This is a genomic window from Pseudomonas flavocrustae (assembly GCF_029872515.1).
Lineage (GTDB): Bacteria > Pseudomonadota > Gammaproteobacteria > Pseudomonadales > Pseudomonadaceae > Chryseomonas > Chryseomonas aestiva.
This window is the reverse complement of record NZ_JAPDIQ010000008.1, coordinates 183,137-207,783: the sequence shown is the minus strand read 5'-3', so window position 1 is coordinate 207,783 and position 24,647 is coordinate 183,137. Positions and strand designations below refer to the sequence as shown.

18 protein-coding genes are annotated in these 24,647 nt (G+C 67.0%); 12 read left to right on the top strand and 6 right to left on the bottom strand.

The features are described from left to right. Window positions 1-302: 302 nt before the first annotated feature. Window positions 303-1,652, top strand: a complete 1,350-nt coding sequence (gene algB / locus OMP44_RS18450; RefSeq protein ID WP_280310235.1) for a sigma-54-dependent response regulator transcription factor AlgB — start codon at window positions 303-305, stop codon at window positions 1,650-1,652. Beyond that, window positions 1,649-3,439 carry an ATP-binding protein gene (locus OMP44_RS18445; RefSeq protein ID WP_133860283.1) on the top strand — a complete coding sequence of 597 codons (1,791 nt, stop codon included), beginning with the start codon at window positions 1,649-1,651 and terminating at the stop codon, window positions 3,437-3,439. Before algB ends, OMP44_RS18445 begins: the two co-directional genes overlap by 4 nt. 266 nt (window positions 3,440-3,705) lie before the next feature. Here OMP44_RS18445 and OMP44_RS18440 read toward each other — a convergent pair whose 3' ends face one another. From OMP44_RS18440 to OMP44_RS18430, 3 genes are read right to left on the bottom strand one after another with little or no spacing between them, the layout of a single operon-like run. Next, the gene (locus OMP44_RS18440; RefSeq protein ID WP_280310233.1) at window positions 3,706-5,178 is read right to left on the bottom strand and encodes an FGGY family carbohydrate kinase; all 1,473 of its coding nucleotides are present in this window, start codon (window positions 5,176-5,178) and stop codon (window positions 3,706-3,708) included. A 40-nt stretch (window positions 5,179-5,218) separates the two neighbouring features. Beyond that, on the bottom strand, window positions 5,219-6,175 hold the full coding sequence (locus OMP44_RS18435; RefSeq protein WP_280310230.1) for a transketolase family protein: 957 nt from the start codon (window positions 6,173-6,175) through the stop codon (window positions 5,219-5,221). After that, window positions 6,165-7,001, bottom strand: coding sequence for a transketolase (locus OMP44_RS18430; RefSeq protein ID WP_133860280.1), 837 nt, complete (start codon window positions 6,999-7,001; stop codon window positions 6,165-6,167). Before OMP44_RS18430 ends, OMP44_RS18435 begins: the two co-directional genes overlap by 11 nt. Window positions 7,002-7,338: 337 nt before the next feature. On the opposite strand from OMP44_RS18430, the gene OMP44_RS18425 reads away from it, so the two are divergent. From OMP44_RS18425 to OMP44_RS18395, 7 genes are all read left to right on the top strand, one after another. Continuing rightward, window positions 7,339-8,334 (top strand): ABC transporter permease, encoded by a 996-nt coding sequence (locus OMP44_RS18425; RefSeq protein ID WP_133860279.1) that lies wholly within the window; start codon window positions 7,339-7,341, stop codon window positions 8,332-8,334. Window positions 8,335-8,390: 56 nt separating this feature from the next. Next, complete coding sequence (locus OMP44_RS18420; RefSeq protein ID WP_027597270.1) at window positions 8,391-9,323, top strand: sugar ABC transporter substrate-binding protein; 933 nt, start codon at window positions 8,391-8,393, stop codon at window positions 9,321-9,323. Between the two features lie 219 nt (window positions 9,324-9,542). Then, window positions 9,543-11,048 (top strand): sugar ABC transporter ATP-binding protein, encoded by a 1,506-nt coding sequence (locus tag OMP44_RS18415; protein WP_280310227.1) that lies wholly within the window; start codon window positions 9,543-9,545, stop codon window positions 11,046-11,048. Between the two features lie 14 nt (window positions 11,049-11,062). Then, window positions 11,063-11,827 (top strand): SDR family oxidoreductase, encoded by a 765-nt coding sequence (locus OMP44_RS18410; protein ID WP_273861027.1) that lies wholly within the window; start codon window positions 11,063-11,065, stop codon window positions 11,825-11,827. Window positions 11,828-11,880: 53 nt separating this feature from the next. Beyond that, on the top strand, window positions 11,881-12,681 hold the full coding sequence (locus OMP44_RS18405; RefSeq protein WP_280310225.1) for an SDR family oxidoreductase: 801 nt from the start codon (window positions 11,881-11,883) through the stop codon (window positions 12,679-12,681). Between the two features lie 309 nt (window positions 12,682-12,990). Then, entirely contained in the window at window positions 12,991-13,941 is a 951-nt protein-coding gene (locus tag OMP44_RS18400; RefSeq protein ID WP_027600541.1) for a sugar-binding transcriptional regulator, read from the top strand. 139 nt (window positions 13,942-14,080) lie between these two features. After that, window positions 14,081-15,499: an MFS transporter gene (locus OMP44_RS18395; RefSeq protein WP_280310223.1), complete on the top strand. Its 1,419-nt coding sequence runs from the start codon at window positions 14,081-14,083 to the stop codon at window positions 15,497-15,499. Between the two features lie 12 nt (window positions 15,500-15,511). Here OMP44_RS18395 and OMP44_RS18390 read toward each other — a convergent pair whose 3' ends face one another. Together OMP44_RS18390 and OMP44_RS18385 are read right to left on the bottom strand one after the other, a co-directional pair. Then, a complete protein-coding gene (locus OMP44_RS18390; protein ID WP_178118423.1) occupies window positions 15,512-17,143 on the bottom strand; it encodes a methyl-accepting chemotaxis protein in 1,632 nt (543 codons plus the stop codon). A gap of 94 nt (window positions 17,144-17,237) precedes the next feature. After that, window positions 17,238-20,708, bottom strand: coding sequence for an acyl-[ACP]--phospholipid O-acyltransferase (locus tag OMP44_RS18385; protein ID WP_280310220.1), 3,471 nt, complete (start codon window positions 20,706-20,708; stop codon window positions 17,238-17,240). Window positions 20,709-20,976: 268 nt separating this feature from the next. Between OMP44_RS18385 and OMP44_RS18380 the strand changes: the two genes are divergently transcribed. Next, window positions 20,977-21,186 carry a cold-shock protein gene (locus OMP44_RS18380; protein WP_007160189.1) on the top strand — a complete coding sequence of 70 codons (210 nt, stop codon included), beginning with the start codon at window positions 20,977-20,979 and terminating at the stop codon, window positions 21,184-21,186. Window positions 21,187-21,589: 403 nt separating this feature from the next. On the opposite strand, the gene pap is transcribed toward OMP44_RS18380, so the two are convergent. Next, on the bottom strand, window positions 21,590-23,074 hold the full coding sequence (gene pap / locus OMP44_RS18375; protein WP_280310217.1) for a polyphosphate:AMP phosphotransferase: 1,485 nt from the start codon (window positions 23,072-23,074) through the stop codon (window positions 21,590-21,592). A 196-nt stretch (window positions 23,075-23,270) separates the two neighbouring features. Between pap and OMP44_RS18370 the strand changes: the two genes are divergently transcribed. Next, window positions 23,271-24,236 carry a CHAD domain-containing protein gene (locus OMP44_RS18370; RefSeq protein WP_280310215.1) on the top strand — a complete coding sequence of 322 codons (966 nt, stop codon included), beginning with the start codon at window positions 23,271-23,273 and terminating at the stop codon, window positions 24,234-24,236. A gap of 75 nt (window positions 24,237-24,311) precedes the next feature. Beyond that, complete coding sequence (locus OMP44_RS18365; protein ID WP_059313049.1) at window positions 24,312-24,575, top strand: PepSY domain-containing protein; 264 nt, start codon at window positions 24,312-24,314, stop codon at window positions 24,573-24,575. Window positions 24,576-24,647 lie beyond the last annotated feature (72 nt).

The following is a 24,647-nucleotide window of genomic DNA, read 5'->3' as shown; positions in this document are numbered from 1 at the left end:
TTGCAAGGTGCGACGCCTGAAGCATTGCGTTTTGCATGATGGCCAGGGGTTGCTTGGATGGTCCCGGTCCGGTCGGCTGCCAGGCGCAACGGCAAATGACCGGATAAAAGTCTTCCCGGGCACCGGGAAAACCGTCTTTTCCCCGTTTTCGCCCCTCCGGGTTGCGATCTGCACGATGCTCGCAGAGGGACGGTCGATAGCCCGATGGTCCTGTGGATTGCAACTTGCACGATGTATCATGGACTAACTGCCAGCCCTGTCCTTTAGCGCGTTTCGGCCCTTTGGCCTGGAGTTTTGCCGTCATGGAACAAACCAGCGGTCGCATCCTGCTCGTGGACGACGAAGCCGCCATCCTGCGTACCTTCCGCTTCTGTCTGGAAGACGCCGGCTACAGCGTCGCCACGGCCAACAGCGCGGCCCAGGCCGAAGCCCTGCTGCTACGTCAGGTCTACGACCTCTGCTTTCTCGATCTGCGCCTGGGCGCGGACAACGGTCTGGACGTCCTGCAGCAGATGCGCATCCAGGCACCCTGGATGCGGGTGGTGATCGTTACCGCCCACTCGGCCATCGACACCGCGGTGGACGCCATGCAGGCCGGCGCCGCCGACTATCTGGTGAAACCCTGCAGTCCCGACCAGTTGCGCATGGCCGCGGCCAAGCAGCTGGAGTTCCGCCAGCTCTCGGCGCGCCTGGAGGCGCTCGAAGGCGAGGTGCGCAAATCCAGCGCCGGTCTCGATTCGCGCAGTCCGACGATGATGAGCATCCTGGAGACCGCCCGACAGGTCGCCACCACCGATGCCAACGTGCTGATCCTCGGCGAGTCCGGTTCCGGCAAGGGCGAACTGGCTCGCGCCATCCACGCCTGGAGTCGTCGCGCGAAAAAGACCTTCGTCACCATCAACTGCCCCTCGCTGTCCGCCGATCTGATGGAAAGCGAGATGTTCGGCCATACCCGCGGCGCCTTTACCGGGGCCAGCGAGAGCACCCTCGGCCGCGTCAGCCAGGCCGACGGCGGCACCCTCTTCCTCGACGAGATCGGCGACTTCCCCCTGGCCCTGCAGCCCAAGCTGCTGCGCTTCATCCAGGACAAGGAATACGAACGCGTCGGCGATCCGGTGACCCGCCGCGCCGACGTGCGCATCCTCGCCGCCACCAACCGCAACCTGGAACAGATGGTGGCGGAAAACGAATTCCGCGAAGACCTGCTCTATCGCCTCAACGTCATCGTGCTCAACCTGCCGCCGCTGCGCGAGCGCAAGGAAGACATCGTCGATCTCGCCGAGCGTTTCCTCGCCCGCTTCGTCAAGGACTACAACAGACCCGCCCACGGCTTCAGCGAGGCGGCCCTGGACGCCCTGCGCAACTACGGCTGGCCGGGCAACGTCCGCGAACTGCGCAACGTCGTCGAACGCGCGAGCATCATCTGCGGCCAGGACCTGGTGGACGTCAATCACCTGGGCCTGGGTGACAGCCCGGCCACCAGCGGCGCCGCCAGCGCACCGCGGGTCGGCGAGGCGCTGAGTCTGGAAGCCCTGGAGCGCGCCCACATCGCCGCGGTGATGGCCACCAGCGAAACCCTCGACCAGGCTGCCAAGACCCTGGGCATCGACGCCTCCACGCTCTATCGAAAACGCAAGCAGTACGGGCTATGAAGCTGCCGATCAAGTTGCACACCCGCCTCTTTCTCAGCATCTCCGCCCTGATCGCCGTAGCCCTCATCGGGCTGCTGGTCGGCCTGGTCAGCGTGCTGCACCTGGCCCGCGAGCAGAGCGTCCAGACCCGCAGCAACCTGGACTTCATCAACCTGACGCTGAACATGCGCCAGGAGCTGAGCAACAGCCTGTTCCAGATGCTCGACGGGGCACCCGATCCGCAGTCACTGGTGGCGGCCCAGCAGCGTTTCCAGGAGTACCTGCAACGGGTCGAAGGGCAGATGCGCAATCCCGAGCAGCTGGCCATCCTGGAAGACGTCAAGCAGCGCTACCAGCGCTTCGCCGACTACCTGCGCTCACCGCCGGCGGGCTATGGCGAGTTGCGCGCCGATCGCGGCTTCCAGCAAACCCTCAATGCGCTGCGCACGCGCATTTACGACCTGCAGCGCAGCTACGTGGTGACCCTGGAGCGCATGCAGGACGAGGCCCATGACCGCGCGGTGATCATCGCCCTGCTGCTGGCGCTGATCGGCGTGGCCATCCTGGTCACCGGGGTGGTGACCGCCAACGGCATCGCCCGGCGCTTCACCGGCCCCATCGATGGCCTGGCCAAGGCCGCCGAGCGCATCAGCCAGGGCAACTTCGACGTCCAGCTGCCGACCTCGCAGATCGCCGAATTCACCCTGCTCAGCCGCCGCTTCGGCAACATGGCCCAGGCCCTGCACCGCCTCAGCCAGACCAATGTCGAGGCGCTGGTGGCCGGGCAGCGGCGCCTGCAGGCGGTGCTCGACAGCATCGACTACGGCCTGGTGATCCTCGATCCCCAGGGCAACATCGAACACGCCAATCCGGTGGCCTGCCGCCAGCTGGGCTGGAACGAGAATCACCTGGGTGAATCCCTGATCGCGGCCCTGGAACGTCCGGAAATCGAGGCCAGCGTGCAGCGGGTGCTGGCCGGCGGCGCCCTGGATGCGGCGCCCGAAGACCTGGAGATCCGCGTCGACGACGAGGTGCGGCTGCTGGCCTGGAGTCTGACCCCGGTCAACCACGCCGACGGCCGCAGCGTGGGCGCGCTGATGGTGCTGCGCGATGTCACCGAGCAGCGCGCCTTCGATCGGGTGCGCAACGAATTCGTCCTGCGCGCCTCCCACGAATTGCGCACCCCGGTCACCGGCATGCACATGGCCTTCGGTCTGTTGCGCGAACGCCTCAAGGTGGCGCCGGAATCCCGCGAGGCCTTTCTGCTGCAGACGGTGGACGAGGAAACCCATCGCCTGGTGCAGCTGATCAACGACCTGCTGGACTATTCCCGTCACCAGAGCGGTCTGCAGCGTCCGGAAAAATTGCCGAGCGAGATTGGCGATCTGCTGGAGGCGGCCCGTGCCCGCCACGCCGACGAGGCCCGCGAGCGCGATGTCGAGCTGGCCGTCGAGTTGCTGCACACGCCGCTGCCACGCGTCAGCCTGGACCCCAAGCAACTGGGCCGGGTGTTCGACAACCTGCTGAGCAATGCCCTGCGCCATACCCCGGCGGGCGGCCGTATCGTCATCCAGGCCATGCGCCAGAACGAGCAGCTGCTGATGGCGGTGCAGGACAATGGCGAGGGCATCGCCTACGCCCAGCAGGGCCGGGTGTTCGAGCCCTTCGTGCAGATCGGCAGCCAGAAGGGCGGCGCCGGCCTGGGCCTGGCCCTGTGCAAGGAAATCATCCGCCAGCATGGGGGGCGCATCGGCGTGGTCTCCCGCCCCGGTCAGGGCACCCAGATCTTCATGACCCTGCCGACCTGAGCCAGGTCGGCCTCCGCCCACGAGTAGGGTCGCGCCAGTCGGCCCGATCCTACCAGGACGGATGAAAACGAACGCCCGCTCGGACAGCCCATCACGACGTCACAGTGGAAAAGGCTGCGCCGTTTTCCACGCTACCGGGCTGGCCCCTCTCCTTTCGGGAGAGCCGCCGCAGGTTGGGTTGAGCGCAGCGCAGCGCAACGGTGCCCAGATCGAATCCGCGTTGCTGGGCTGCGGCGATGGAGCCGTTTCAACCCAACCTAGGGGCGCTACAGCAGCGTCCGCTCCAGCGCCTGGCGCCAGCCGGCATAGAGTTCGGGCACGGCATTGGCGCGGGGTTCGTAACGGCGGCGGGGCCGTTCGAGATCGGCCAGGGCCGCGGCGTCCTGCCACCAGCCCAGGGCATGGCCGGCCAAGTGGGCGGCGCCCAGCGCCGAGACCTCCGGCGACAGGCTGCAGATCACCGGGCGCTGCAGGAGATCGGCCTGGAATTGCAGCAGCCATTCGTTGCGCGTGGCGCCGCCATCCACCCAGAGTTCGTCCAGGGGCGTCGGACTGTCCTGCTGCATGGCGTCGAAGACGTCGCGAATCTGGTAGGCGATGGCTTCCAGGGCCGCGCGCATCAGGTGCGCCCGCCCGCAATTCTCCGCCAGGCCGCAGAACAGTCCGCGCGCCTCGGCCCGCCAGTGCGGCGCACCGAGGCCACCCAACGCCGGGACGAAGTAGACGCCGCCGTTGTCCGGCAGCGCCGCGGCTTCGGCGGCCAGGGCCTCCAGCTCTCCGGCGCCGCCCAGCAGCCGCGCCGTCCAGCCCACGGCGGCGCCGGTGTGGACGATGTTGCCTTCCAGGGCAAAGGTCGGGGTCTCGCCCAGGCGCCAGGCCAGGGTGGTGGCCAGGCCATGGGCGGAGACCACGGGTTCGGCGATGGGGGTCATCAGCGAGGAGCCGGTACCCAGGGTGGCCTTGACCTTGCCCGGGACGAAACCGCCCTGGCCGAACAGCGCCGCATGGGAATCGCCGATCATCGCCAGGATCGGCAGACCGGCCGGCAGCGGGCCCTGGGCACGGGTCTCGCCGAAGCAGCCGGCACTGGAGCGGATCTCCGGCAGCGCCGCCCGGGGAATGCCGAACAGACCCAGCAGCTGCGGATCCCAGTCACCACCGCGCAGGTCGAGCAACTGGGTACGGGCCGCATTGGCCGCGTCGATGAGAAAGCTCGTGCCACCGCTGAGTTGCCAAAGCAGCCAGCTGTCCACGGTGCCCAGGCAGATCTCGCCGGCGGCGGCGCGGGCCGTGCCGTCGGGAATCTGATCGAGCAGCCAGCGCCACTTGCCGGCGGAAAACATCGGGTCCAGCGCCAGGCCACTGCGCTGCAGGATCAACTCGCCGTGACCGGCGGCGTGCAAGGCTTCGCACTGCGGCTGGGATCTCTTGCACTGCCAGCTCACCAGCGGGCCGAGCAACTGGCCGCTGCTGCGCTCCCAGGCCAGGGCGGATTCACGCTGGTTGCTGATGGCGATGGCCACCAGGGGGGCGTCCGTCTGGGCCAGGCAATCGCCGATGGCGCCCTGCAGGGCCTGCCAGATGGCCAGGGGATCCTGCTCGGCATAGCCCGCCTGCGGATGCTGGACGGTGAGCGGCCGAGAACCGCGGGCCACGACCCGACCGGCGCGATCCACCAGGATCGCCTTGGCATTGGTGGTGCCCTCGTCGAGGGCGAGGATCAGCGGTTCGGCGGCCATGGCAGCTCCTGTTGTTCTTGTCGTGGCAGACGCCTGAGCCTCAGCGCAGGCGCTGCACCGCAGCAACGATGCCGGCGGCATCGATACCGTGCTTGGCGCGGGTCGGCCCGCGGCCACCGGCGGCAGCATACTCGCCATCGGCGATGCCCAGGCGGATCAGCGGCACGCCCAGCGCGGCTTCGGCCATGACCTCGGCGACCAGGCTGCCCACCCCGCCGTTGACGTTGTGCTCTTCCACCGTGACCACCCCGCCGCGAGCGGCGCAAAGGGCTTCCAGCAGCGCCTCGCGCTGCAGCGGACGGATTGACGACAGATTGATCACCTGGGCGCTGATGCCCTGCTCGGCCAGCGACCGCGCGGCCTCCACCGCCTCGTGGACCACCGAGCCCAGGGCCACCAGGCTGACGTCGTGACCCTGGCGCAGCACATCGACCTGACCGGGGACGAAACGGAAGTCGGACCCATGCAGATCGGGCAGCGCCTTGCCGTCCAGGCGGATATAGACCGGACCGTCATGGGCCAGGGCGTGCTCGACGATCTGCCGGCACTCGCGGCCATCGGCCGGCGCATAGATCTCCACGTTACCGAAGCCGCGCATCACGGCGATGTCGTCGAGGCTGTGGTGGGTACTGGCCAGGGGACCATAGCTGGCCCCGGCGTTGAGCCCGAACATCTTGACGTTGGACCTGTTGTAGCAGACGTCCACCTTGACCTGTTCGTTGGCGCGGGAGATCAGAAAGGGCGCGGCGTTGCAGGTCACCGCCACCTTGCCGGCGAGGCCCAGGCCGGCGGCCACCCCGACCAGGGTCTGTTCGGCGATGCCGACGTTGACCAGGCGCTCCGGGAAGCGTTTGACGAAGGGGCCGATCTTGGCCGTGGAGGTGGAGTCGCTGACCACCGGCACCAGGTCGACGCCGGCGTCCACCGCGGCGATAAAGGCCTCGACCATGACGCTGGCGAGATGGGCTTCACCCGGGGTCTGGGTATCAGTGGCCATGGTCGAGTTCCTCCAGTGCAGCGGCAATCTCGTCGCCCTTGGGCACCCGGTGGTGCCATTCAGGTTTGCCTTCGATGAAGGAAACCCCCTTGCCTTTGACGGTATTGGCGATCAGCACCTGGGGCTGGCCGCGGTGTTCGCGCAGGGCTTCCAGGGTCTCCACCAGCTGGGCCACGTCGTTGCCATCGCACTCGACCACATGGAAGCCGAAGGCGCGCCACTTCTCGGCCAGGGGCTCCAGCGGCAGGATCTCGGCGGTGGGACCGGCCAGTTGCAGGCGGTTGTGGTCGACGATCACCGTGAGGTTGTCCAGCCGGTACTTGGCGGCGGTCAGCGCCGACTCCCAGTTGGAGCCCTCGCCCAGTTCGCCGTCACCGGTCAGCACATAGACGCGGCGCGGACTGCCATCGCGTTGGGCGGCCAGGGCGATCCCGGTGGCGACCGGCAGGCCGTGGCCGAGGGCGCCGGTGTTGAGCTCGATGCCAGGGGTCTTCTGCCGCACCGGATGACCCGGCAGGTGGGAGTCGAAATGCTGGTAGGTGTCGAGCCATTCCGGCGGGAAGTATCCGGCCTCGGCCAGGCAGCAGTAGAGGCCGCCGACGCCATGGCCCTTGCTCTGGATGTAGATGTCGCGCTGGGGATCGGCGAGGCGTTCCGGGGCGACGTCGAGCAGGCGGAAATAGAGGGTGGCGAGGATGTCGGTCTCCGACAGATCCGCCCCGGTATGGCCGCCGGCAGGCGAGCCGGCATTGAGCTGGATGACGCGCCGGCGGATCAGCCGGGCCTTTTCGCGAATCTGCGCGACGTCGTACTGGAACGGATTCATCAGGCGACCCCCTCGGGTATCCGAAGCTGCGATGGAGCAGACGCCTGCCGAGGTTTCAGTGGGCGTCTTATGAATATTTATTCGTCACTGAAAATATATTTATCATTTAGACCCCAATCCGTGGGGCCGTCAATAGCCAGGAAAGGCCATTGGCGATCTGGCGAGCGGATAGAATGCGGGGCGGGATGCGGGATTGCCGAAGCCATCGTGTTCGGCACGCAGCGATGAAAAGGCGCTTGACTTCCATCCGGAACAGGCAGAGTCTGAATTAAAAATCAGGCACGCATAAATATTCAGGCGAGCCGGACACAAGAACAATAACCCCTAGGAGAAGTGCGTGGACGCCAAAGCCCCGACCGCCTCGCCACCCGCCAAGCCCCTCGCTCGCCTGGCACTGCGCCTGCCACGCAACGTCGGCGGCCCGCTGATCGGCCTGGCGCTGCTGATCGCCGTGTTCTCCTTTGCCTCGGAGTACTTCTTCTCCGTGCGCAACGCCCTCAACATCCTCGACCAGGTGACCGTGCTCGGCATCCTGGCCATCGGCATGACCCTGGTCATCGTCATCGGCGGCATCGATCTGTCGGTGGGCTCGGTGCTGGCCTTCTCCATGATGCTGCTGGGCTGGCTCTACCAGGACATCGGCTGGTCGCTGGGCCTGGCGATTCCTGCCGCCATCCTCGGTGGCCTGGTCTGCGGCCTGGTCTCGGGGCTGCTCATCGCCCGGGCCCGGCTGCCCGCCTTCATCGCCACCCTGACCATGATGTCGGTGGCCCGCGGCCTGGCCAACATCCTCACCGACGGGCGCCAGATCGTCGGCTTTCCGGACTGGTTCACCAACCTGGCCACGGTGCGGCACTTCGGCTTCCTCTCGGTCACCGTCGGGCTGTTCCTGCTGATGCTGCTGGTGGCCTGGGTGTTCCTGCGCTTTCGCGCGGGTGGCCGCAACCTCTATGCCATGGGCGGCAGCGCCGAGGTGGCACGGTTGTCGGGCATCAAGGTGCGCACCATCACCATCTGGATCTATGCCCTGAGTGGCGCCCTGGCGGGCCTGGCCGCGGTGGCCATGGCGGCGCGCCTGGACTCGTCCCAGCCCAGCGCCGGCCTGTCCATGGAGCTGGATGCCATCGCCGCGGTGGTGATCGGCGGCGCCAGCCTCAGCGGCGGCGTCGGCAGCGTCGGTGGCACCCTGGTCGGGGTGCTGATCATCGGCGTGCTGCGCAACGGCCTGAATCTGCTGGGGGTCTCGCCCTTCGTGCAGCAGGTGGTCATCGGCATCGTCATCGCCCTGGCCGTCACCCTGGACACCCTGCGCCGCCGTAACGGGCAGCGCTAGGTCAGATCTGCTTCGTCTCGTCACCGCAGTACAACAATAACAACGGAGTGCCATCCATGCTGACCCCCAAGAAGCTGTTGCTCAGTACCCTGTTCGCCGCCATCACCTGCACCGGCGCCCTCAATGCCCAGGCCAAGGAACTCACCGTGGGCCTGGCCGTGGCCAACCTGCAGGCCGACTTCTTCAATCAGATCAAGCAGGCCGTCGAGGCCGAAGGCAAGGCCAAGGGCATCAAGGTGATCACCGTGGACGCCCAGGGCAACTCGGCGACCCAGGTCAACCAGATCCAGGACCTGATCACCCGCCAGGTCGACGCCCTGATCTACATCCCGGCCGGCGCCACCGCCGCCGGTGTCCCGGTCAAGGCGGCCAAGGCCGCCGGCATCCCGGTGGTGGCGGTGGACCGCAACGCCCCCGACGCCCCGGGTGACACCTTCATCGCCAGCGACAGCGTCGCCGCCGCCCGCACCCTCGCCGAATACGTCGGCAAGGTCACCAACGGCAAGGGCCGCGTCGCCATCCTCCAGGGCCAGATCGGCACCACGCCGGAAAACGATCGCGCCAAGGGCTTTGCCGAAGGCCTGGCCAAGTTTCCCGAGCTGAAGGTGGTCGCCCAGCAGCCCGCCGAGTGGGCCCAGGACAAGGGCTTCGCCGTGGCCCAGGACATGCTCCAGCGCGATCCCAACATCAGCGTCTTCTTCGGCCGGGCCGACGCCATGGCCCTGGGTGCCGCCCAGGCGGTCAAGGTCGCCAACCTCGACCATCCGGTGACCATCGTCGGCTTCGACGGCGACGTGGCCGGCCTCAAGGCCGTGGCCGCCGGCACCCTGTCCGCCACCATGACCCAGCAGACCCGCAAGATGGGGCGCATGGCCCTGGAATCGGCGGTGGCGCTCAAGGAAGGCAAGCAGGTACCCAAGGAGCAGCTGCAGGAAGCGATCCTGACCACCAAGGATAATGTCGCCCCCTTCATCGAGAACCATCCGTAACCACGATCTGCTGCGCGTCGGCCAACCTGCGTTGAATACAGTCTGGAGCGCCAGCCCGGTCGGACTGCTCATTTACCACGCGTAAATCCGAGCACACACCTGGTTGAGATCCCCCAGCCGCATTCAACTGGGTTGGCTCTAGCTCGCGAGATCGTGTTGGCTCCTGCCCCAGGTGCCTCCCAAGGGAGGCACCGTTTCAGCTCCCCCTTCGGAGGCCCCATGTCCGCCGTCATGCCCCTGGAACAGCCCGCCGCTCTCAGCCTGAGAAACATCGGCAAGAAATACGCCGGCATCGAGGTGCTGGCCGGGGTGGACGTCGACATCCAGCCGGGTGAGGTCCTGGCCCTGCTCGGCGAGAACGGCGCCGGCAAGTCCACGCTGTCGTCGATCATCGCCGGCCTGGTACCCCCCGAGGCCGGTGGGCGCATGACCTGGCTGGGTCGCGACTACGTCCCGGATTCCCCCGGCGCCGCGCTGGCCGCCGGCATCGGCCTGATCCACCAGGAGATCCGCCTGCTGCCGGAGCTGACCATCGCCGAAAACATGTTCGTCGGCCGCCTGCCCATGCGCGGCGGGCGCATCGATCGCGCCTTCATGGCAACCGAGGCCCAGCGCCAGCTGGATCGCCTGGGCCTGAAGGTACCCGCCACACGCACCGTGGCCGGCCTCAGCGTGGCTGCCCAGCAACTGGTGGAGATCGCCAAGGCGCTGACCCTCAAGGCACGCCTGCTGATCCTCGACGAGCCCACCGCGGCCCTGGGTGGCGAAGAAACCGAGTTGCTGTTCGCCCAGGTCGAGCGGCTCAAGGCCGAGGGCGTGTCCTTCATCTATATCAGCCATCGTCTGGAAGAGATCGCGCGCATCGCCGACCGGGTGCTGGTCTTGCGCGACGGCCGCCAGATCGCCCTGCACGCCACCGCCCAGGTGCCGGTGCGGCAACTGGTGGAAGAGATGGTCGGGCGCAGCGTGGAACGCATCTTCCCGACCATGGCCGCGCCCGGTACGCAGGAGGTGCTGCGGGTCAAGGATCTCAGCTGCCGCGAGATGCCGCTCAAGCACATCGATTTCGCGGTGCGCGCCGGCGAGGTGTTCGGCGTCGCCGGGGTGGTCGGTGCCGGCCGTACCGAACTGGTCCGCGCCATCGCCGGCGCGGCCGAACAGGTCACCGGCACCCTGGTGCTGGAAGGCCGGACCTGCCGCTTCGCCAGCCCGTGCGAAGCCATCCAGGCCGGCATCGTGCTGGTGCCCGAGGATCGCAAGCAACAGGGCGTGGTGGTCGACCACGCCATCGAGGAAAACCTCATCTATGGCAACACCGATCTGCTCGCCGCCGGTGGCTGGGTGTCGCCCGGCAAGCTGCGCGCCTTCGCCCGCAAGGCGGTGGCGCGGCTCGGCGTGAAGGGCCAGCCGGAGCAGTCCATCGCCGCCCTCTCGGGTGGCAACCAGCAGAAGGTGATCATCGCCAAGTGGCTGGCGCGCAATCCCAAGGTCTTCATCCTCGACGAGCCCACCCGCGGCATCGACGTCGGCGCCCGCGCCGCCATCTACCAGGTGATCGCTGAACTGGCGGCCACCGGCATGGCGGTGATCGTGGTCAGCTCGGACCTCGACGAGGTCCTCGGCCTGTCGCACCGGGTCATGGTGATGAGCCGTGGCCAGCAGATGGGCATTCTCGAACGTGAACAGGCCACCCCGGTGGCCGTGATGGAATTGGCTACCGCCTGACTAGGAGTTTTCCCATGCGTCTCTTCGATCTCGGCGGCCAGACCGCCTTCGTCACCGGTGCCGGCAGCGGCATCGGCCAGGCCATCGCCATCGGTCTCGCCGAGGCCGGGGCCCAGGTGGCCTGCTTCGACCTGCCCGGCAGTCGCGACCTGGCCGGTACCCTCGAGCGTATCCAGGCCCACGGCCGCCGTGCCCTGGCCCTGGAAGGCTCGGTGACCAGCGCTGCCGATCTCGAGGCCGCCGTGGCCCGTACCGAAGCCGAACTCGGCCCGCTGAGCCTCGCCGTCAACAGCGCCGGCATCGCCAACGCCCAGCCGGCCGAGGAACTGGAACTGGAGCGCTGGCAACGCATGCTCGACATCAACCTCACCGGGGTGATGCTCAGCTGCCAGGCCCAAGCGCGGGTGATGCTGCCGCGCGGCAAGGGAGCCATCGTCAACATCGCCTCCATGTCCGGCAGCATCGTCAACCGCGGCCTGCTGCAGGCCCACTACAACACCTCCAAGGCCGGCGTCATCCACCTGACCAAGAGCCTAGCGATGGAGTGGGCCGAGCGCGGCATCCGGGTCAACTGCATCAGCCCCGGCTACACCGCCACGCCGATGAACACCCGTCCCGAGGTGGCCGACCAGGTCAGGATCTTCGAGCAGACCACCCCGCTGGGCCGCATGGCCGAGGTGGAGGAAATGGTCGGCCCGGCGATTTTCCTCTGCAGCCCGGCGGCGTCCTTCTGCACCGGCGTCGATCTGATCGTCGATGGTGGTTTCGTCTGCTGGTAACAACCGCTGGCGATCACGCGCGCCGGATCGCCAACCGCCCTAGGAGGTTTCACGTGGAACGTCGCTTCGCTGGTCAAACCGTGGTCATCACCGGCGGTTGCCGTGGCATCGGTGAGGGTATCGCCGAGCGCTTCGGTCGTGAGGGCGCCAACCTGGTGCTGGTTTCCAACGCCGAGCGGGTACACGACACCGCTGCGCGGCTGGCCGCCGAGACCGGTGCCGAGGTGCTGCCGCTGGTGGTGGACATCACCGACGAGGCGGCGGTGGCCGACCTCTATGCCCAGGCCGAGGCCCGCTTCGGTCGCATCGACGTCTCGGTGCAGAACGCCGGGATCATTACCATCGACGCCTTCGACCGCATGCCACGCGAGGACTTCGATCGCATCCTGCAGGTCAACACCACCGGCGTCTGGCTGTGCTGCCGCGAGGCGGCCAAGCGCATGGTCGCCGCCGGGCGTGGCGGACGCCTGATCAACACCAGCTCCGGCCAGGGTCGCCAGGGCTTCATCTACACGCCGCACTATGCGGCGAGCAAGATGGGCGTCATCGGCATCACCCAGAGTCTGGCCCACGAACTGGCGCGCCATGGCATCACGGTCAACGCCTTCTGCCCGGGCATCATCGAAAGCGAGATGTGGGACTACAACGACCGGGTCTGGGGCGAGATCCTTTCCACCCCGGAAAAGCGCTATGGCCAGGGCGAACTGATGACCGAGTGGGTCGGCAACATTCCCATGAAGCGCGCCGGCACCCCCGCCGACGTGGCCGGCCTGGTGGCCTTCCTCGCCTCGGCGGACGCCGCCTACATCACCGGCCAGGCGATCAATGTGGACGGTGGCCTGATCATGTCCTGAGAAGCTGCTCATCGGCCACACGGCGTTGAAAAGCCCTTCGGAATGCTCATTTACCATTCGTAAACTCGGCTTCCTCAGGGCTTTTCGCCTTGCCTGACGCTAGCTCGCGCGCTGATGAGCCGCCTCGGGCCAGGACGCCAGGCCGCAAAAGCCTTGGCGTCCGATGGGAGGCTGAGGGAAAATAGCTGAAAAATGCGCCTTTCTAACAGGTACGTGCCTGCTTTTCGGTAGTTCGTCGCGGCCAGGGGACTTTCCCGGTCCGGGCTGGCGGCCGCGAGCGCGGCGTATCCGCTGGTACCGGGAATCTGGATGAGTAACCTCGAAGAACAACGCCTGCTGACCAAGATCGCCTCCCTCTACTACGAAGAGGGACTCAAGCAGTCGCAGATCTCCGAACAGCTCGACCTGTCGCAATCCTTCGTCAGCCGCGCCCTGAGCCGAGCGCTCAAGGAAGGCATCGTGCGCATCTCGGTGCAGCGCCCGCGCAACTTCCATCTGGAACTGGAGCGTCAGCTGCAGCAACGCTACGGCATCCGCCAGGCCATCGTGGTGGAACCCACCGGCGACGACGAAGAGGCCATCAAGCAGGCCATCGGCTCGGCGGCCGCCCACTACCTGGAAACCAGCGTCACCGAGAAGGACCACATCGGCATCTCCTCCTGGAGCTCCACCATCCGCGCCATGGTCGGCCACATGCACCGGGGCAGCAGTCGCCAGGGCGCGACCGAGGTGGTGCAGCTGCTCGGCGGGGTCGGCAACAAGGGCGCCTTCGAGGCCACCCTGCTGACCCAGCAACTGGCCAACCTGCTGGGTTGCCCGGCCTATCTGCTGCCGTCCCAGAGCATCGAGCAGTCACCGGAAAGTCGCCAGCGCATCCTGCAGCTGGACGAGGTGCGCGAGGTGACCGAACGCTTCGCCCGGCTCACCGTGGCGCTGGTCGGCATCGGCGAACTGGAGCCGTCGCAGCTACTGCGCAACAGCGGCAACTACCATGGCGAGGCCATGCTGGAGGTGCTCGCCGCCCGCGGCGCGGTGGGCGACATCTGCCTGAGGTACTTCGATGCCCAGGGCCGGCCGGTGCTGGACGACAGCGAAGAGACGGTGGTCGCGGTGGATCTGCCGCAACTGCTGAAGATCGACCGCGTGGTGGGTCTGGCCGGCGGCCTGCGCAAGGTCAACGCCATCCGCGGCGCGCTACAGGGTGGTTATCTGGATGTCCTGGTGGTCGATCTGCGCACCGCTCTGGCGCTGGTTCCCTGACCGACGCAAGGCGCTGCCAGAAACCGGCTCGAAAACGCGATTTCCTGCCAAACCGTACGTTGCACTTGGAAATCTTTGGCAACATTCGGCACGGGCTGATCCGTAAGCTGTAGGACGACTGTTCTCTGGATAGCGTCCCATGACCTCTGCGTCTTCGGCTTCGGCCACTGCCCTGCCCCCCTCCCAGCGCGCCGCCGCCCTGTCGGCGCGTCTCGATCGCCTGCCAGCCACCCGCAGCCTGTGGCGCCTGGTGGCGCTGCTGTCCATCGGCGGCTTCTTCGAACTCTACGACCTGTTCCAGACCGCCTACATCAGCCCCGGTCTGTTGCGCGATGGCGTCTTCCAGACCGGCGCGGCCGGGGTGTTCGGCGTCTCCGACCAGGCCGCCTTCGCCGCGGCCACCTTTCTCGGCCTGTTCGTCGGCGCCAGCCTGCTCAGCCCCATCGCCGACCGCTTCGGCCGCCGGGCGATCTTTACCTGGGCGCTGGTCGGCTACACCCTGGCGACCCTGGCCATGGGCCTGCAGACCACCGCCCTGGGGCTGATCGCCCTGCGCTTCGTGGTGGGCATCGGCCTGGGCCTGGAGCTGGTGACCATCGACGCCTATCTGTCGGAACTGGTGCCCAAGGCCATGCGCACCTCGGCGTTCGCCTTCGCCTTCGCCCTCCAGTTCCTCTCGGTGCCGGCGGTGGCGTTGCTGTCCTGGTGGCTGGTGCCCCAGGCGCCGCTGGGGATCTCCGGCTGGCGCTGGGTGGTGCTGTCCAGTGCCGTCTTCGCCCTGTTCATCTGGTGGCTGCGCCAGCGCCTGCCCGAATCACCGCGCTGGCTGGCCCAGCAGGGCCGGCTGGACGAAGCCGAACAGGGCGTGGAACGCCTGGAAGCCGCCTGCCAGGCCGACAGCGGCCAGCCGCTGCCGCCGCCAGCGGCAGTGGTGGAAGAACCTGCGGTAAGCGCGCGCTTCGCGGCGCTGTGGCAATCACCCTATCGGCGCCGGGTGATCATGCTGATCGTCTTCAACCTGTTCCAGGCCATCGGCTTCTTCGGTTTCGGCAACTGGCTGCCGGCGCTGCTCTCCGGCCAGGGCGTGAGCCTGACCCACAGCCTGGGCTATGCCTTCGTCATCACCCTCGCCTATCCGCTGGGGCCGCTGCTGTTCGTGCGCATCGCCAATCGCTTCGAGAACAAGTGGCAGATCGTCGGCTCCGCCCTGGGGACGGTGGGCTTCGGCAGCCTGTTCGCCCTGCAGCAGGGCGCCCTCGGTCTGATCCTCTGTGGCATCGGCATCACCTTCTGCAACGCCTGGCTGACCTTCGCCTTCCACTCCTACCAGGCCGAGCTGTTTCCCACCGCCATCCGCGCCCGGGCGGTGGGCTTCTGCTATTCCTTCAGCCGGCTGTCCACGGTGTTCAGCAGCCTGCTGATCGGCACCCTGCTGGAGCGCCTGGGCACCCCGGGCGTGCTCGCCTTCATCGTCGCCAGCATGCTGATCGTGGTGCTGACCATCGGCCTGTTCGGCCCGCGCACCCGCAACCGGGCGCTGGAGGACATCGCCCGCTGAAGGATTCCGGGTTCAGAGCCGGAACTGCCGCACCGCACCGCTCAGGTCACCGGCCAGGCGCGCCAGGTCGGTGCTGGCGGCCGCGGTCTGCCCGGCCCCGGCGGCGTTCTGGGTGGACAGGTCGCGAATGCTGGTGAGGTTGCGATCCACCTCGCGGGCCACCTGGGCCTGCTCCTCGGTGGCGGCGGAGATGCTCAGGTTGCGCTCGGTGATCTGCCCGATGTGGCGACCGATCTCGGCCAGGGCCTCGCCGGCGGCCGCGGCCACCTCCAGGCAGACACCAGCCTGCTGATTGCTGGTGGCCATGGCGTCCACCGCCTTGCCGGCGCCGCCCTGGATGGCGCCGATCATGTCTTCGATCTCGCCGGTGGACTGCTGGGTACGGGCCGCCAGGGCGCGCACCTCGTCGGCCACCACGGCAAAGCCGCGACCCGCCTCACCGGCACGCGCGGCTTCGATGGCGGCGTTGAGCGCCAGCAGATTGGTCTGCTCGGCGATGCCGCGGATGACGTCGAGCACCCCGCTAATGCGTTGCACCTGGGCGGCCAGGCCATCGATCTCGCCACTGCTGGAGGTCACGGCGCCATGCAGGGCGTGGATGGTGGTGAGGGTCTCCTCGACCCGGCGCTGACCGAGGTCGGCCGAGGTGCGCGAATCCTGGGCGGCGGCGCTGGCGGCGGCGGCGTTGCGCGCGACCTCCTCCACCGCGGCGGTCATCTGGTTGACGGCGGTGGCCGCCTGGGCCAGTTCATCGTTCTGCCGCTGAATGCCGCGCAGCCCGGTATCGGTGACCGTCGACAGCTCTTCGGAGGTGGATGCCAGGGTGGTGGACGACAGGGTCAGCCGCTCCAGGGTGCCGCGCAGGTTGTCCTGCATCCGCGCCATGGCCGCCAGCAACCGGCCGGGTTCGTCGCGCCCGTCCGGCTCGACGGTCCGGCTGAGGTCGTTGGCGGCGATGCGCTCGGCCACCGCCAAGGCCTTTTCCAGCGGCCCGGTGAGGCTGCGGGTAAAGCGCCAGGCCAGCAGCAGGGTACCGGCCAGGGCCGCCACCATCACCGCCACGGTGATGGCGATGGCGTTGTGGTAGCTGGCCATGGAAGCAGCGGCCAGCCGCGTGACCTTGCCGTCGACCACCCCGGCGAGTTCATTGACGGTAGCGCTCAGGGCATTGCCACTGTGGGCCATCTCGCCGTCCTGCCCGGCCAGCTTGAGCAGCTCGGCGTCGTTCTGGTCGTCCAGCGCCTTGAGATAGCGATTCTGGTTGTTCAGGTAGGTGGCCAGCTGGCCGGTCATCCGGGTGTAGACCTCCCGCCCGGTGTCGGTGAGCAACAGGGCGTCGAACTGGCGCACATGCTGTTCCAGGCTGGCCTTGGCCGCCTCGATGGCCTTGTGCACCGCCTGGGTCTCGGCGTTGGAGCTGGCCAGCATCAGGCCCTGGTTGTGCATGCGCAGACTCAGCAGATCGGCGCGGATCTCGCCGATGGTCTGGACGCTGGGGATGACATTGCCGACGATCTGCTCCTCGCCCTCCTTGATGACGCGATTCTGGCCCAGGGAAAACAGCCCGAGGCCGATCACCAGCAGGGCGAAGAAACCAAAGGCAACCAGGGCCCGCGGGGCGATGTTGAGGGAGCGTAGCTTCACCGGGAAGACCTCGAAAAAATGATTAGCCCCCTCATGATCGGCCAAACGGCGCCAGGCTTTAGGGTTCGCTGGCGCCGGATGAATGTTTTATCGCCTAGGCCTCCCCCGCCTCGCTCAAGCGCGTCTGCGCCAGCCGTTTCGCGCCGGCCACGTCGGCCTTGCCGGTCCCCAGTTTCGGCAGGCTGTCCACCGCCAGCCAGGCCGAAGGCAGCAGCAGTCCGCTCACCCCCTGGGCCAGCAGGGTCTTTTCCACCGCGGCGCCGTCCAGGGTGCCGGTATGCAGCACCACGATGCGCTCGCCCTTCCTGGCATCCGGCAGATTGACCGCCTGCAGCTCGATCTCCGGATCGGCCACCGCCTTGGCCAGGGCCTGCTCCACGGCGCCCAGGCTGACCATCTCGCCGCCGATCTTGGCGAAGCGCGAATAGCGGTCGACGATGGTGAGAAAGCCGTCCTCGTCCAGCCGACCCTGGTCGCCGGTCACGTACCAGCGCTCGCCGTCGATCTCGCGGATCGCCTTGGCGGTGCGCTCGGGATCGTTCAGGTAGCCCTGCATCAGTTGCGGCCCGCCGATCAGCACCATGCCGGCCTCGCCGGTGGGCAATTCGGCAAGGGTCTGGGGGTCGACGATCTTGAAGCCGGTCCCCGGCAGCGGCATGCCCACGGTGCCGAGCTTGCCGCCGCGCTGCACCTGCAGGTAGCTCATGTCCAGGGCATCGGGCAGGTTGACCGAGGCCACCGGCGCGGTCTCGGTGGCGCCGTAGCCCTCGTAGATGTCCTGGTTGAACTTGAGCTTGAAGGCCTCGCGCACCGCCGGATCCAGGCGCTCGGCACCGGCCACCACGATGCGCAGACTCTCCAGCATCAGCGGATGCACCTTGGTGTTGCGCACGAACAGCCGCAGGAAGGTCGAGGTGCCGCAGAGCACCGTGGCGCGGTGGGTCGCCACCGCCTTGGCGATGCCAGCCACGTCGGTGGGATCGGCCTGGCAGACCACCGGCACCCCCTCGATCAGCGGCAGGAACTGGGTCACGGTGAGGCCGAAGGCGTGGAACAGCGGCAGCGAGGCCATGAAGACGTCGTCGTCCTGGGTGTTGAGCACGTCCGAGGTCTGCTTGAGATTGGCCATGAGGTTGCTGTGGCTGAGCATCACCCCCTTGGGCGTGCCCTCGCTGCCACTGGAGAAGAGGATCGCGGCGGTGGCCTCGGGATCGTGGGCGCGACTCACCAGCACCTGCAGCATGGCGGTGGGCAACAGCCAGACCGCCAGCCAGTTGGCCAGTAGCTCGGCCTTGCCGATGCCGGCGCGCAACTCCTCCAGATCCACCACCTCGCGTCCGGCCAGCAACTCGTCCACCGGCAGGCCGCGCTTGCGCAGGCGGTCGAGGAAGCGCGTCGAGGTGTAGACGGTACGGATACCGGCCTGGTCCAGGCCGGATGCCAGCGCCTCGGGCGTGGCCGTGTAGTTGAGATTGACCAGGGTCTTGCCGGCCAGCAGCACCGCCATGTTGGCCAGCATGCCGCCGCTGCTGGTGGGCAGTAGCAGGCCGAGATTGGCCTCGGGCCGCTTGCGCATCCGCCGCGCCAGGCAGGCGGCGCCGGTAAGCGCCTGGGCGGCCTTGAGCGGAGCGCCCAGGTCGTCGATCAGCGCCAGGCCATTGGGCCGGCGCTTGACGCTGGCGACCCAGGCATCGGCCAGCGACGGCAGGCCCTGCATGTAGCGCTCCCAGGAGCGGATCGACAACTCGAAGATCCGCCGCTTGAGCACATCGGCCGGAGTGTCCTTGGGCAACGCCTTGCCGAAGGCCACCACCACCTCGCGGTGCAGCGGGCTGTCACGCAGCTCCTTGAGCTTGCTGGAAGAGCGCGAGAACTGGCTGCCCCAGAGGCCGCGCAGGTAGAAGGGCACGATCTGCACCTCGGGACCGACCCGCTCGCAGGCCTTTTCGTAGCCGCGGCGGAATTCGCCGAGCTGACCGGTGCGGCTGATCGCCCCCTCCGGAAACAGGCAGACCACCTCGCCGGCGCTCAGCAGCCCGGCCACCTGCTCCAGCGCCGCGCCGGCGCCGGTACCCTGGGCGATGGGCAGGCAGCCCATGGCCTTGAGGAAGGGCTTAAGGTACCAGCGCTCGTAGATGGCGCGCAGCATCACGAAGCGTACCGGGCGCGGACTGGCGATCTGCACCATGGCCCAGTCCACCCAGCTGATGTGATTGCCCAGCAGCAGCACCCCGCCCTGGGCCGGCAGGTTCTGCAGGCCCTGCACCTGGATGCGGTAGTGCCGGGTGACCATCAGGCCGAGCAGGAAACGCACCAGGCTCTGGGGCAGCTTCCACACCGTGTAGGCGCCGCCGATCAGCGCCACGGCGGCGATCAGCAGCAACAGCCAGCGACTGTCCAGACCGAGCAGGGCGATCACCGCGGTGAGCACCAGAAAGCTCAGCATGGCGACGTTCTGCACCCAGTTGTTGGCCGCCAGCACCGTACCGAGCTGATCCTCGCGGGCATGGAACTGGATCAGGGCGTTGAGCGGGACGATGAACAGCCCGCCCATCAGGCCGATGAAGATGAAGTTGAGCGCATGCACCCATGCCGAACTGGGCGCCGGCAGCCACCACAGGCCGAGGGCGATGCCCAAGGCGCCCACCGGGATCAGCCCGGTCTCGATGCGCCCGCGGGAGGCCCGACTGGCCAGCGCCGAGCCGATGGCGATGCCGATGCCGGCGCAGGCCAGGATGCCCTGCAACAGCAGCACGTTGTCGATGCCCAGATGATCCTTGGCATAGGCCGGAAAGCTCGCCAGCAGCACCTGGCCCACCGACCAGAACACCGCCAGGCCGATGATCGACAGGCGGATCACCGGATTCTCGCCGATCACCGCCAGGTTGCGTCGGGCGGTCTGCAGCCGCAGATAGGCATGCCAGTCGAAGGGCTCGCGCGGCCTGGGCTCTTCCAGCAGCGGCAGGCGATAGAGCAGCGCCACCTCGGCCAGGCTGCAGAGCACCAGCAGCCAGCCCAGCGGGGTGATGTCCTGCAGGATCGCATGGGGCGTGGCATGGCCCTCGCCCAGGTGCAGCTGGAAGAAGGCGGTGAAGACCACGGTGCCGGCGAGAATGGCGATGATGGAATTGGCCTGCACCAGGCCATTGCCCTCGGCCAGCCGCTGCTTGCCGAACAGCGCCTTGATGTAGCCGTACTTGGCCGGCGAATAGAAGGTCGCCTGGATGGCCAGCAGGAGCGTCATGGCGAAGGCCAGTTCGAACAGCCCGGCATAGTAGGCCAGGGTGATGCCCAGGGTGATGGCCACCGCCGCCCAGCCGCCAAGGCGCAGCACCCGGACCTTGGCGAAGCGATCGGCCACATGGCCGGAAGGACTGAACAGCAGGATGAAGGGCAACAGCATCATGCCGTTGACCAGGGCGGTCAGCACCACCTGAGTGGAACCGTCATAGACCTTGAACACGGTGTTCTGGATGACGATCTTGTGGCCAAGATCGACGAAGGCGTTGAGAAAGACGGCGATCAGGTAGGGCCAGGCCCCCTTGATCCGGTGCAGCTTGTCCATGCGGAGTCTCTTTCGAGCAGGGGAATCCGTAGCCTGAGTGAGACGCTCTGGCAGCGCAAGCAGCGCCATTGGTCAACAAATATGCGAATCAGGGCTATACAAGCTCGTGAAAGCGAGTATGGTGTGGGCACTGCTACTGCAATAGTTACTCGATACCTGCTTGATGTTGCTTCATTTTCATCTCCTGGCTCGTCTCACTCTCGCATTACAGTCCCGCTAGCGAATGTCTCGCTAACGTGGTTGTTCCCCCTACACCCTGGAGATACTCATGTCCAATCGTGAAAATGGCACCGTCAAGTGGTTCAACGATGAGAAAGGCTACGGCTTCATCACCCCGGAAAGCGGCGCCGACCTGTTCGTGCACTACCGCTCCATCGAAAGCGCCGGCTTCAAGAGCCTGAGCGAAGGCCAGAAGGTCACTTTCGTGGCTGTCAAAGGCCAGAAGGGTATGCAAGCTGACCAGGTTCAAGTCGTCTAACGACTGATCCGGTTGCAGAAAGGCCCCACTTCGGTGGGGCTTTTTCGTTTCTGGGATTTGGGTTTTGCGGAATCGTCCATCTCCGTCACAAAGACGCTGGCTGCCTAAACCACCCAAAGCCTCAGGCGCGCCCAATGCCCCTCCCAGTAGGGCGAACGCAATCGTTGCGTAAGGGGTCGAGCGGCATGGATGCCGCGAGAGGCGCGAGGGCCAGGGAAGGCCCTTCGCGGCGGGCCCCTGGAGCGACGATGGAGAGAACGGACCCCGGCGCAGCCGGGGCCGGATGGCGGGGCAAGCGTTTTTGGTTACTTTTGCCGCGACTGGTAAAAGTGACTCGCCCGAGGGGGCGAAACAAGGGGTGGCCGCAAACCTCGATAATCAGCCAATCAGCCCAGGCATTGGCTCAGCACTTGTCATACGCCCTTTCTAGCGCCTCGTTGAGCGTCCGCAACACCTTCACCCGCGCGAACCTCTTGTCGTTGGCCTCCACCAGCGTCCAGGGCGCGATGGCGGTGCTGGTCTGCACCACCATGTCGTTGACGGCCTGGCTGTAGAGGTCCCACTTGTCGCGATTGCGCCAGTCGTCCTCGGTGATCTTGAATCGCTTGAAGGGCGTTTCCTCGCGGGCGCGGAAGCGCTCCAGCTGGGTGTCCTGGTCAATGGCCAGCCAGAACTTGGCCAGCACGAGGTCGGCGTCGTGGAGCTGTTCCTCGAAGTCGTTGATCTCGCCATAGGCACACTGCCAGTCGGCGGCGGAGGTCAGCCCCTCGACCCGCTCCACCAGTACCCGGCCGTACCAGGAACGATCGAAGATGGTGAAATTGCCCTGCCGCGGGATATGCCGCCAGAAGCGCCAGAGATAGGGCTGGGCCAGTTCTTCGTCGCTGGGCGCGGCGACCGGGACGATGCGGTACTGTCGGGGATCCAGGGCACCCGTGACGCGGCGGATGGCGCTGCCCTTGCCAGCGGCATCATTGCCCTCGAAGGCCGCCACCAGGGCATGGCGGCGATACTTCTTGTCGCGCAGCCGCCGCGCCAGCCGGGCCTGCTCGGCGAGCAGCTGGTCGTCGTAATCGGCCTTGTCCAGGCGCTGACTCAGGTCCATGGCCTCCAGCACGCCGCGGCCATCGACCGGCGGCGGCAGCACCGCGGCGGCTCTGCGCTGCCTGCGCGGCTTGTTGGCCAGGGCGCGCTGCAGCGCCTTGAGCAGCACGGTGCCGACGGTCAGGCTGCGAAAGCGCTCGTCGAAACCGGGCACCACGTGCCAGGGGGCATAGTCCTGATGGGTTCGCCGCACCACGCGCTCGCCCTCCTTGACGAAGCGGTCGTAAACCTTGGCCTGGCGCCAGTCCAGCGGACTGAGCTTCCAGCCCAGGCGGGGATCGTTCTTGAGGTGCTTCAGGCGCTGCTTGAGCTGGGGCTTGGAGAGGTGGAACCAGAACTTGAGGATCAGCGCGCCTTCGTCGGCGAGCATGCGCTCGAAACGTTCCGCCTGGCCGATGGCGGCATCCAGCTCGACACGACTGAGTTCCTTGTTGACCCGGCCGTGCAGCATCTGGCTGTACCAGTTGCCAAAGAACACGCCGATCCGCCCCTTGCCCGGCAGGCGCTGCCAGTAGCGCCACGCCGGCGGATGCTGGCGTTCCTCGTGGCTGGGCTGCAGAAAGGTCTCGACACGGATTAGGCGCGGATCCATCCACTCGTTGAGCAGCTTGACGGTCTCGCCCTTGCCCGCCCCCTCGATGCCATTGATCAGCACGATCACCGGGAAGCGGCCTTGGGTCTTGAGTTCGTACTGGGCGGCCAGCAGCGCCTCGCGCAGCTTGGGCAGCTTGGCGTCGTAGGTGGCCTCGTCGAGCAGGTGTTCGTTTTCGGCGGCTTCGAACATCCGGATCTCCTTGCGCGGGTGGTCGGGCAACTATAGCCCTTCTGACCGACCCGGCGGCAGGCGGTGCCCGAGCCGACATCCATGACCGAAATATGACGATTAAATGAAATTTGGCATCTCCCGCTGTTGTAGCGGTCTTCCCACCGTTAGGCTCCCGCGCAGAGCGGGTCTGCAGTCCACCCATAAGGAGAGTTCGATGGCCTTTCGTTTCGATGCGCGGCAACCGGCTGACGAGGAAGTCCGCCGCGTGGTGACGGATCGTCTGGTACAGGCTGAGGCGTCCCTGTCCAGCGGTACCCCCAAAGGCGTGCACGAGACGCGCAAGCGCCTCAAGGAACTACGCGCCCTCCTGCGGCTGCTGCACGGCGCCCTGGGCAAGCGCGCCTTCGCCAGTCGCAATCGGCGCCTGCGCGACCTCGGGCGCGAGCTGTCCTCGCTGCGTGACAGCGCCGCCCTGGTGGAAAGCTGGGACAAGCTGGGCGAGTCCGATCGCAAGAGATTCGCCTCGCCGGCCATGAAGCGCGTGCGCCAGCGCCTGCAGGAGCGCGCCGACCAGCAGATCGCCGCGGCCAGCGGCCATCCCGAGTTGCTCGAGGCGCTGACCGCCCTGCGTGAGGAGGTGGCCGGTTGGAAACTCGCCGGCAAGGGCTTCGCCCTCTTCGCCCGCGGCCTGGAAGACAACTACAAGGCCGGGCGCCAGGCGCTCAAGACCGCACGCGACAAGCCCACCGACGATACCCTGCACGACTGGCGCAAGCGGGTGAAGGATCACTGGTATCACACCCAGTTGCTTGCCGCGGCTTGGCCGGCGGAGTTCAAGACGCGGCAGAAGAGCCTCAAGCGTCTTTCGGAATACCTGGGCGACGATCACGACCTGGCGGTGATGCAGCAGCTGTTGGTGGATGAGCCGACCCTGTTCGGCGCCAGCAACACCCGCCTGGCCATCGGCGAAAGCCTGGCCCAGCAGCGCGAGCGGCTGCAGGCGAAGGCCTTTTCCCTGGGCCTGCGCCTCTATCTGGACAAGCCCACCGCCCTTGCCGAGCGCTGGCGCGATCTCTGGCGCCTGGCCAGTCGCCCCTATGTGCCGCGCAAGGTCAAGGGTAGGCCCAAGTCGGCACCAGTCGGGCTGTTGCCGCACTTGGTCGAAGAATCGTCAGTCTAACGCCTGGGCCAGAGGGGATCTGTAGCGTCTGGTGGTGGTCCAACCCTGGGCATACCACCACGACGAGGTCTCGCGATGAAATCCAAGCTGCTCGCTTCCCTGTTTGCCTGTTCCGTCCTGGCCAGCACCGCGGCCCTGGCTGACCAGCCCGGTGCCGACTGGATGCCCATGAACGACGTCAAGTCCAAGCTCATGGAGCAGGGCTACACCTCGATCAGCAAGATCGAAGCCGATGACGGTCAGTGGGAAGGCGAAGGCATGAAGAAAGATGGTATGAAGTACGACTTCCATGCCGACGCCAAGACCGGCAAGATCACCAAGGAAAAGATGGACATGTGATCCCCCGGGGATCCGATCGCGCGGTCGGATCCCTCTCTGCACCTGCCTCTTCCCACGCTTTCCGCCCGGTCG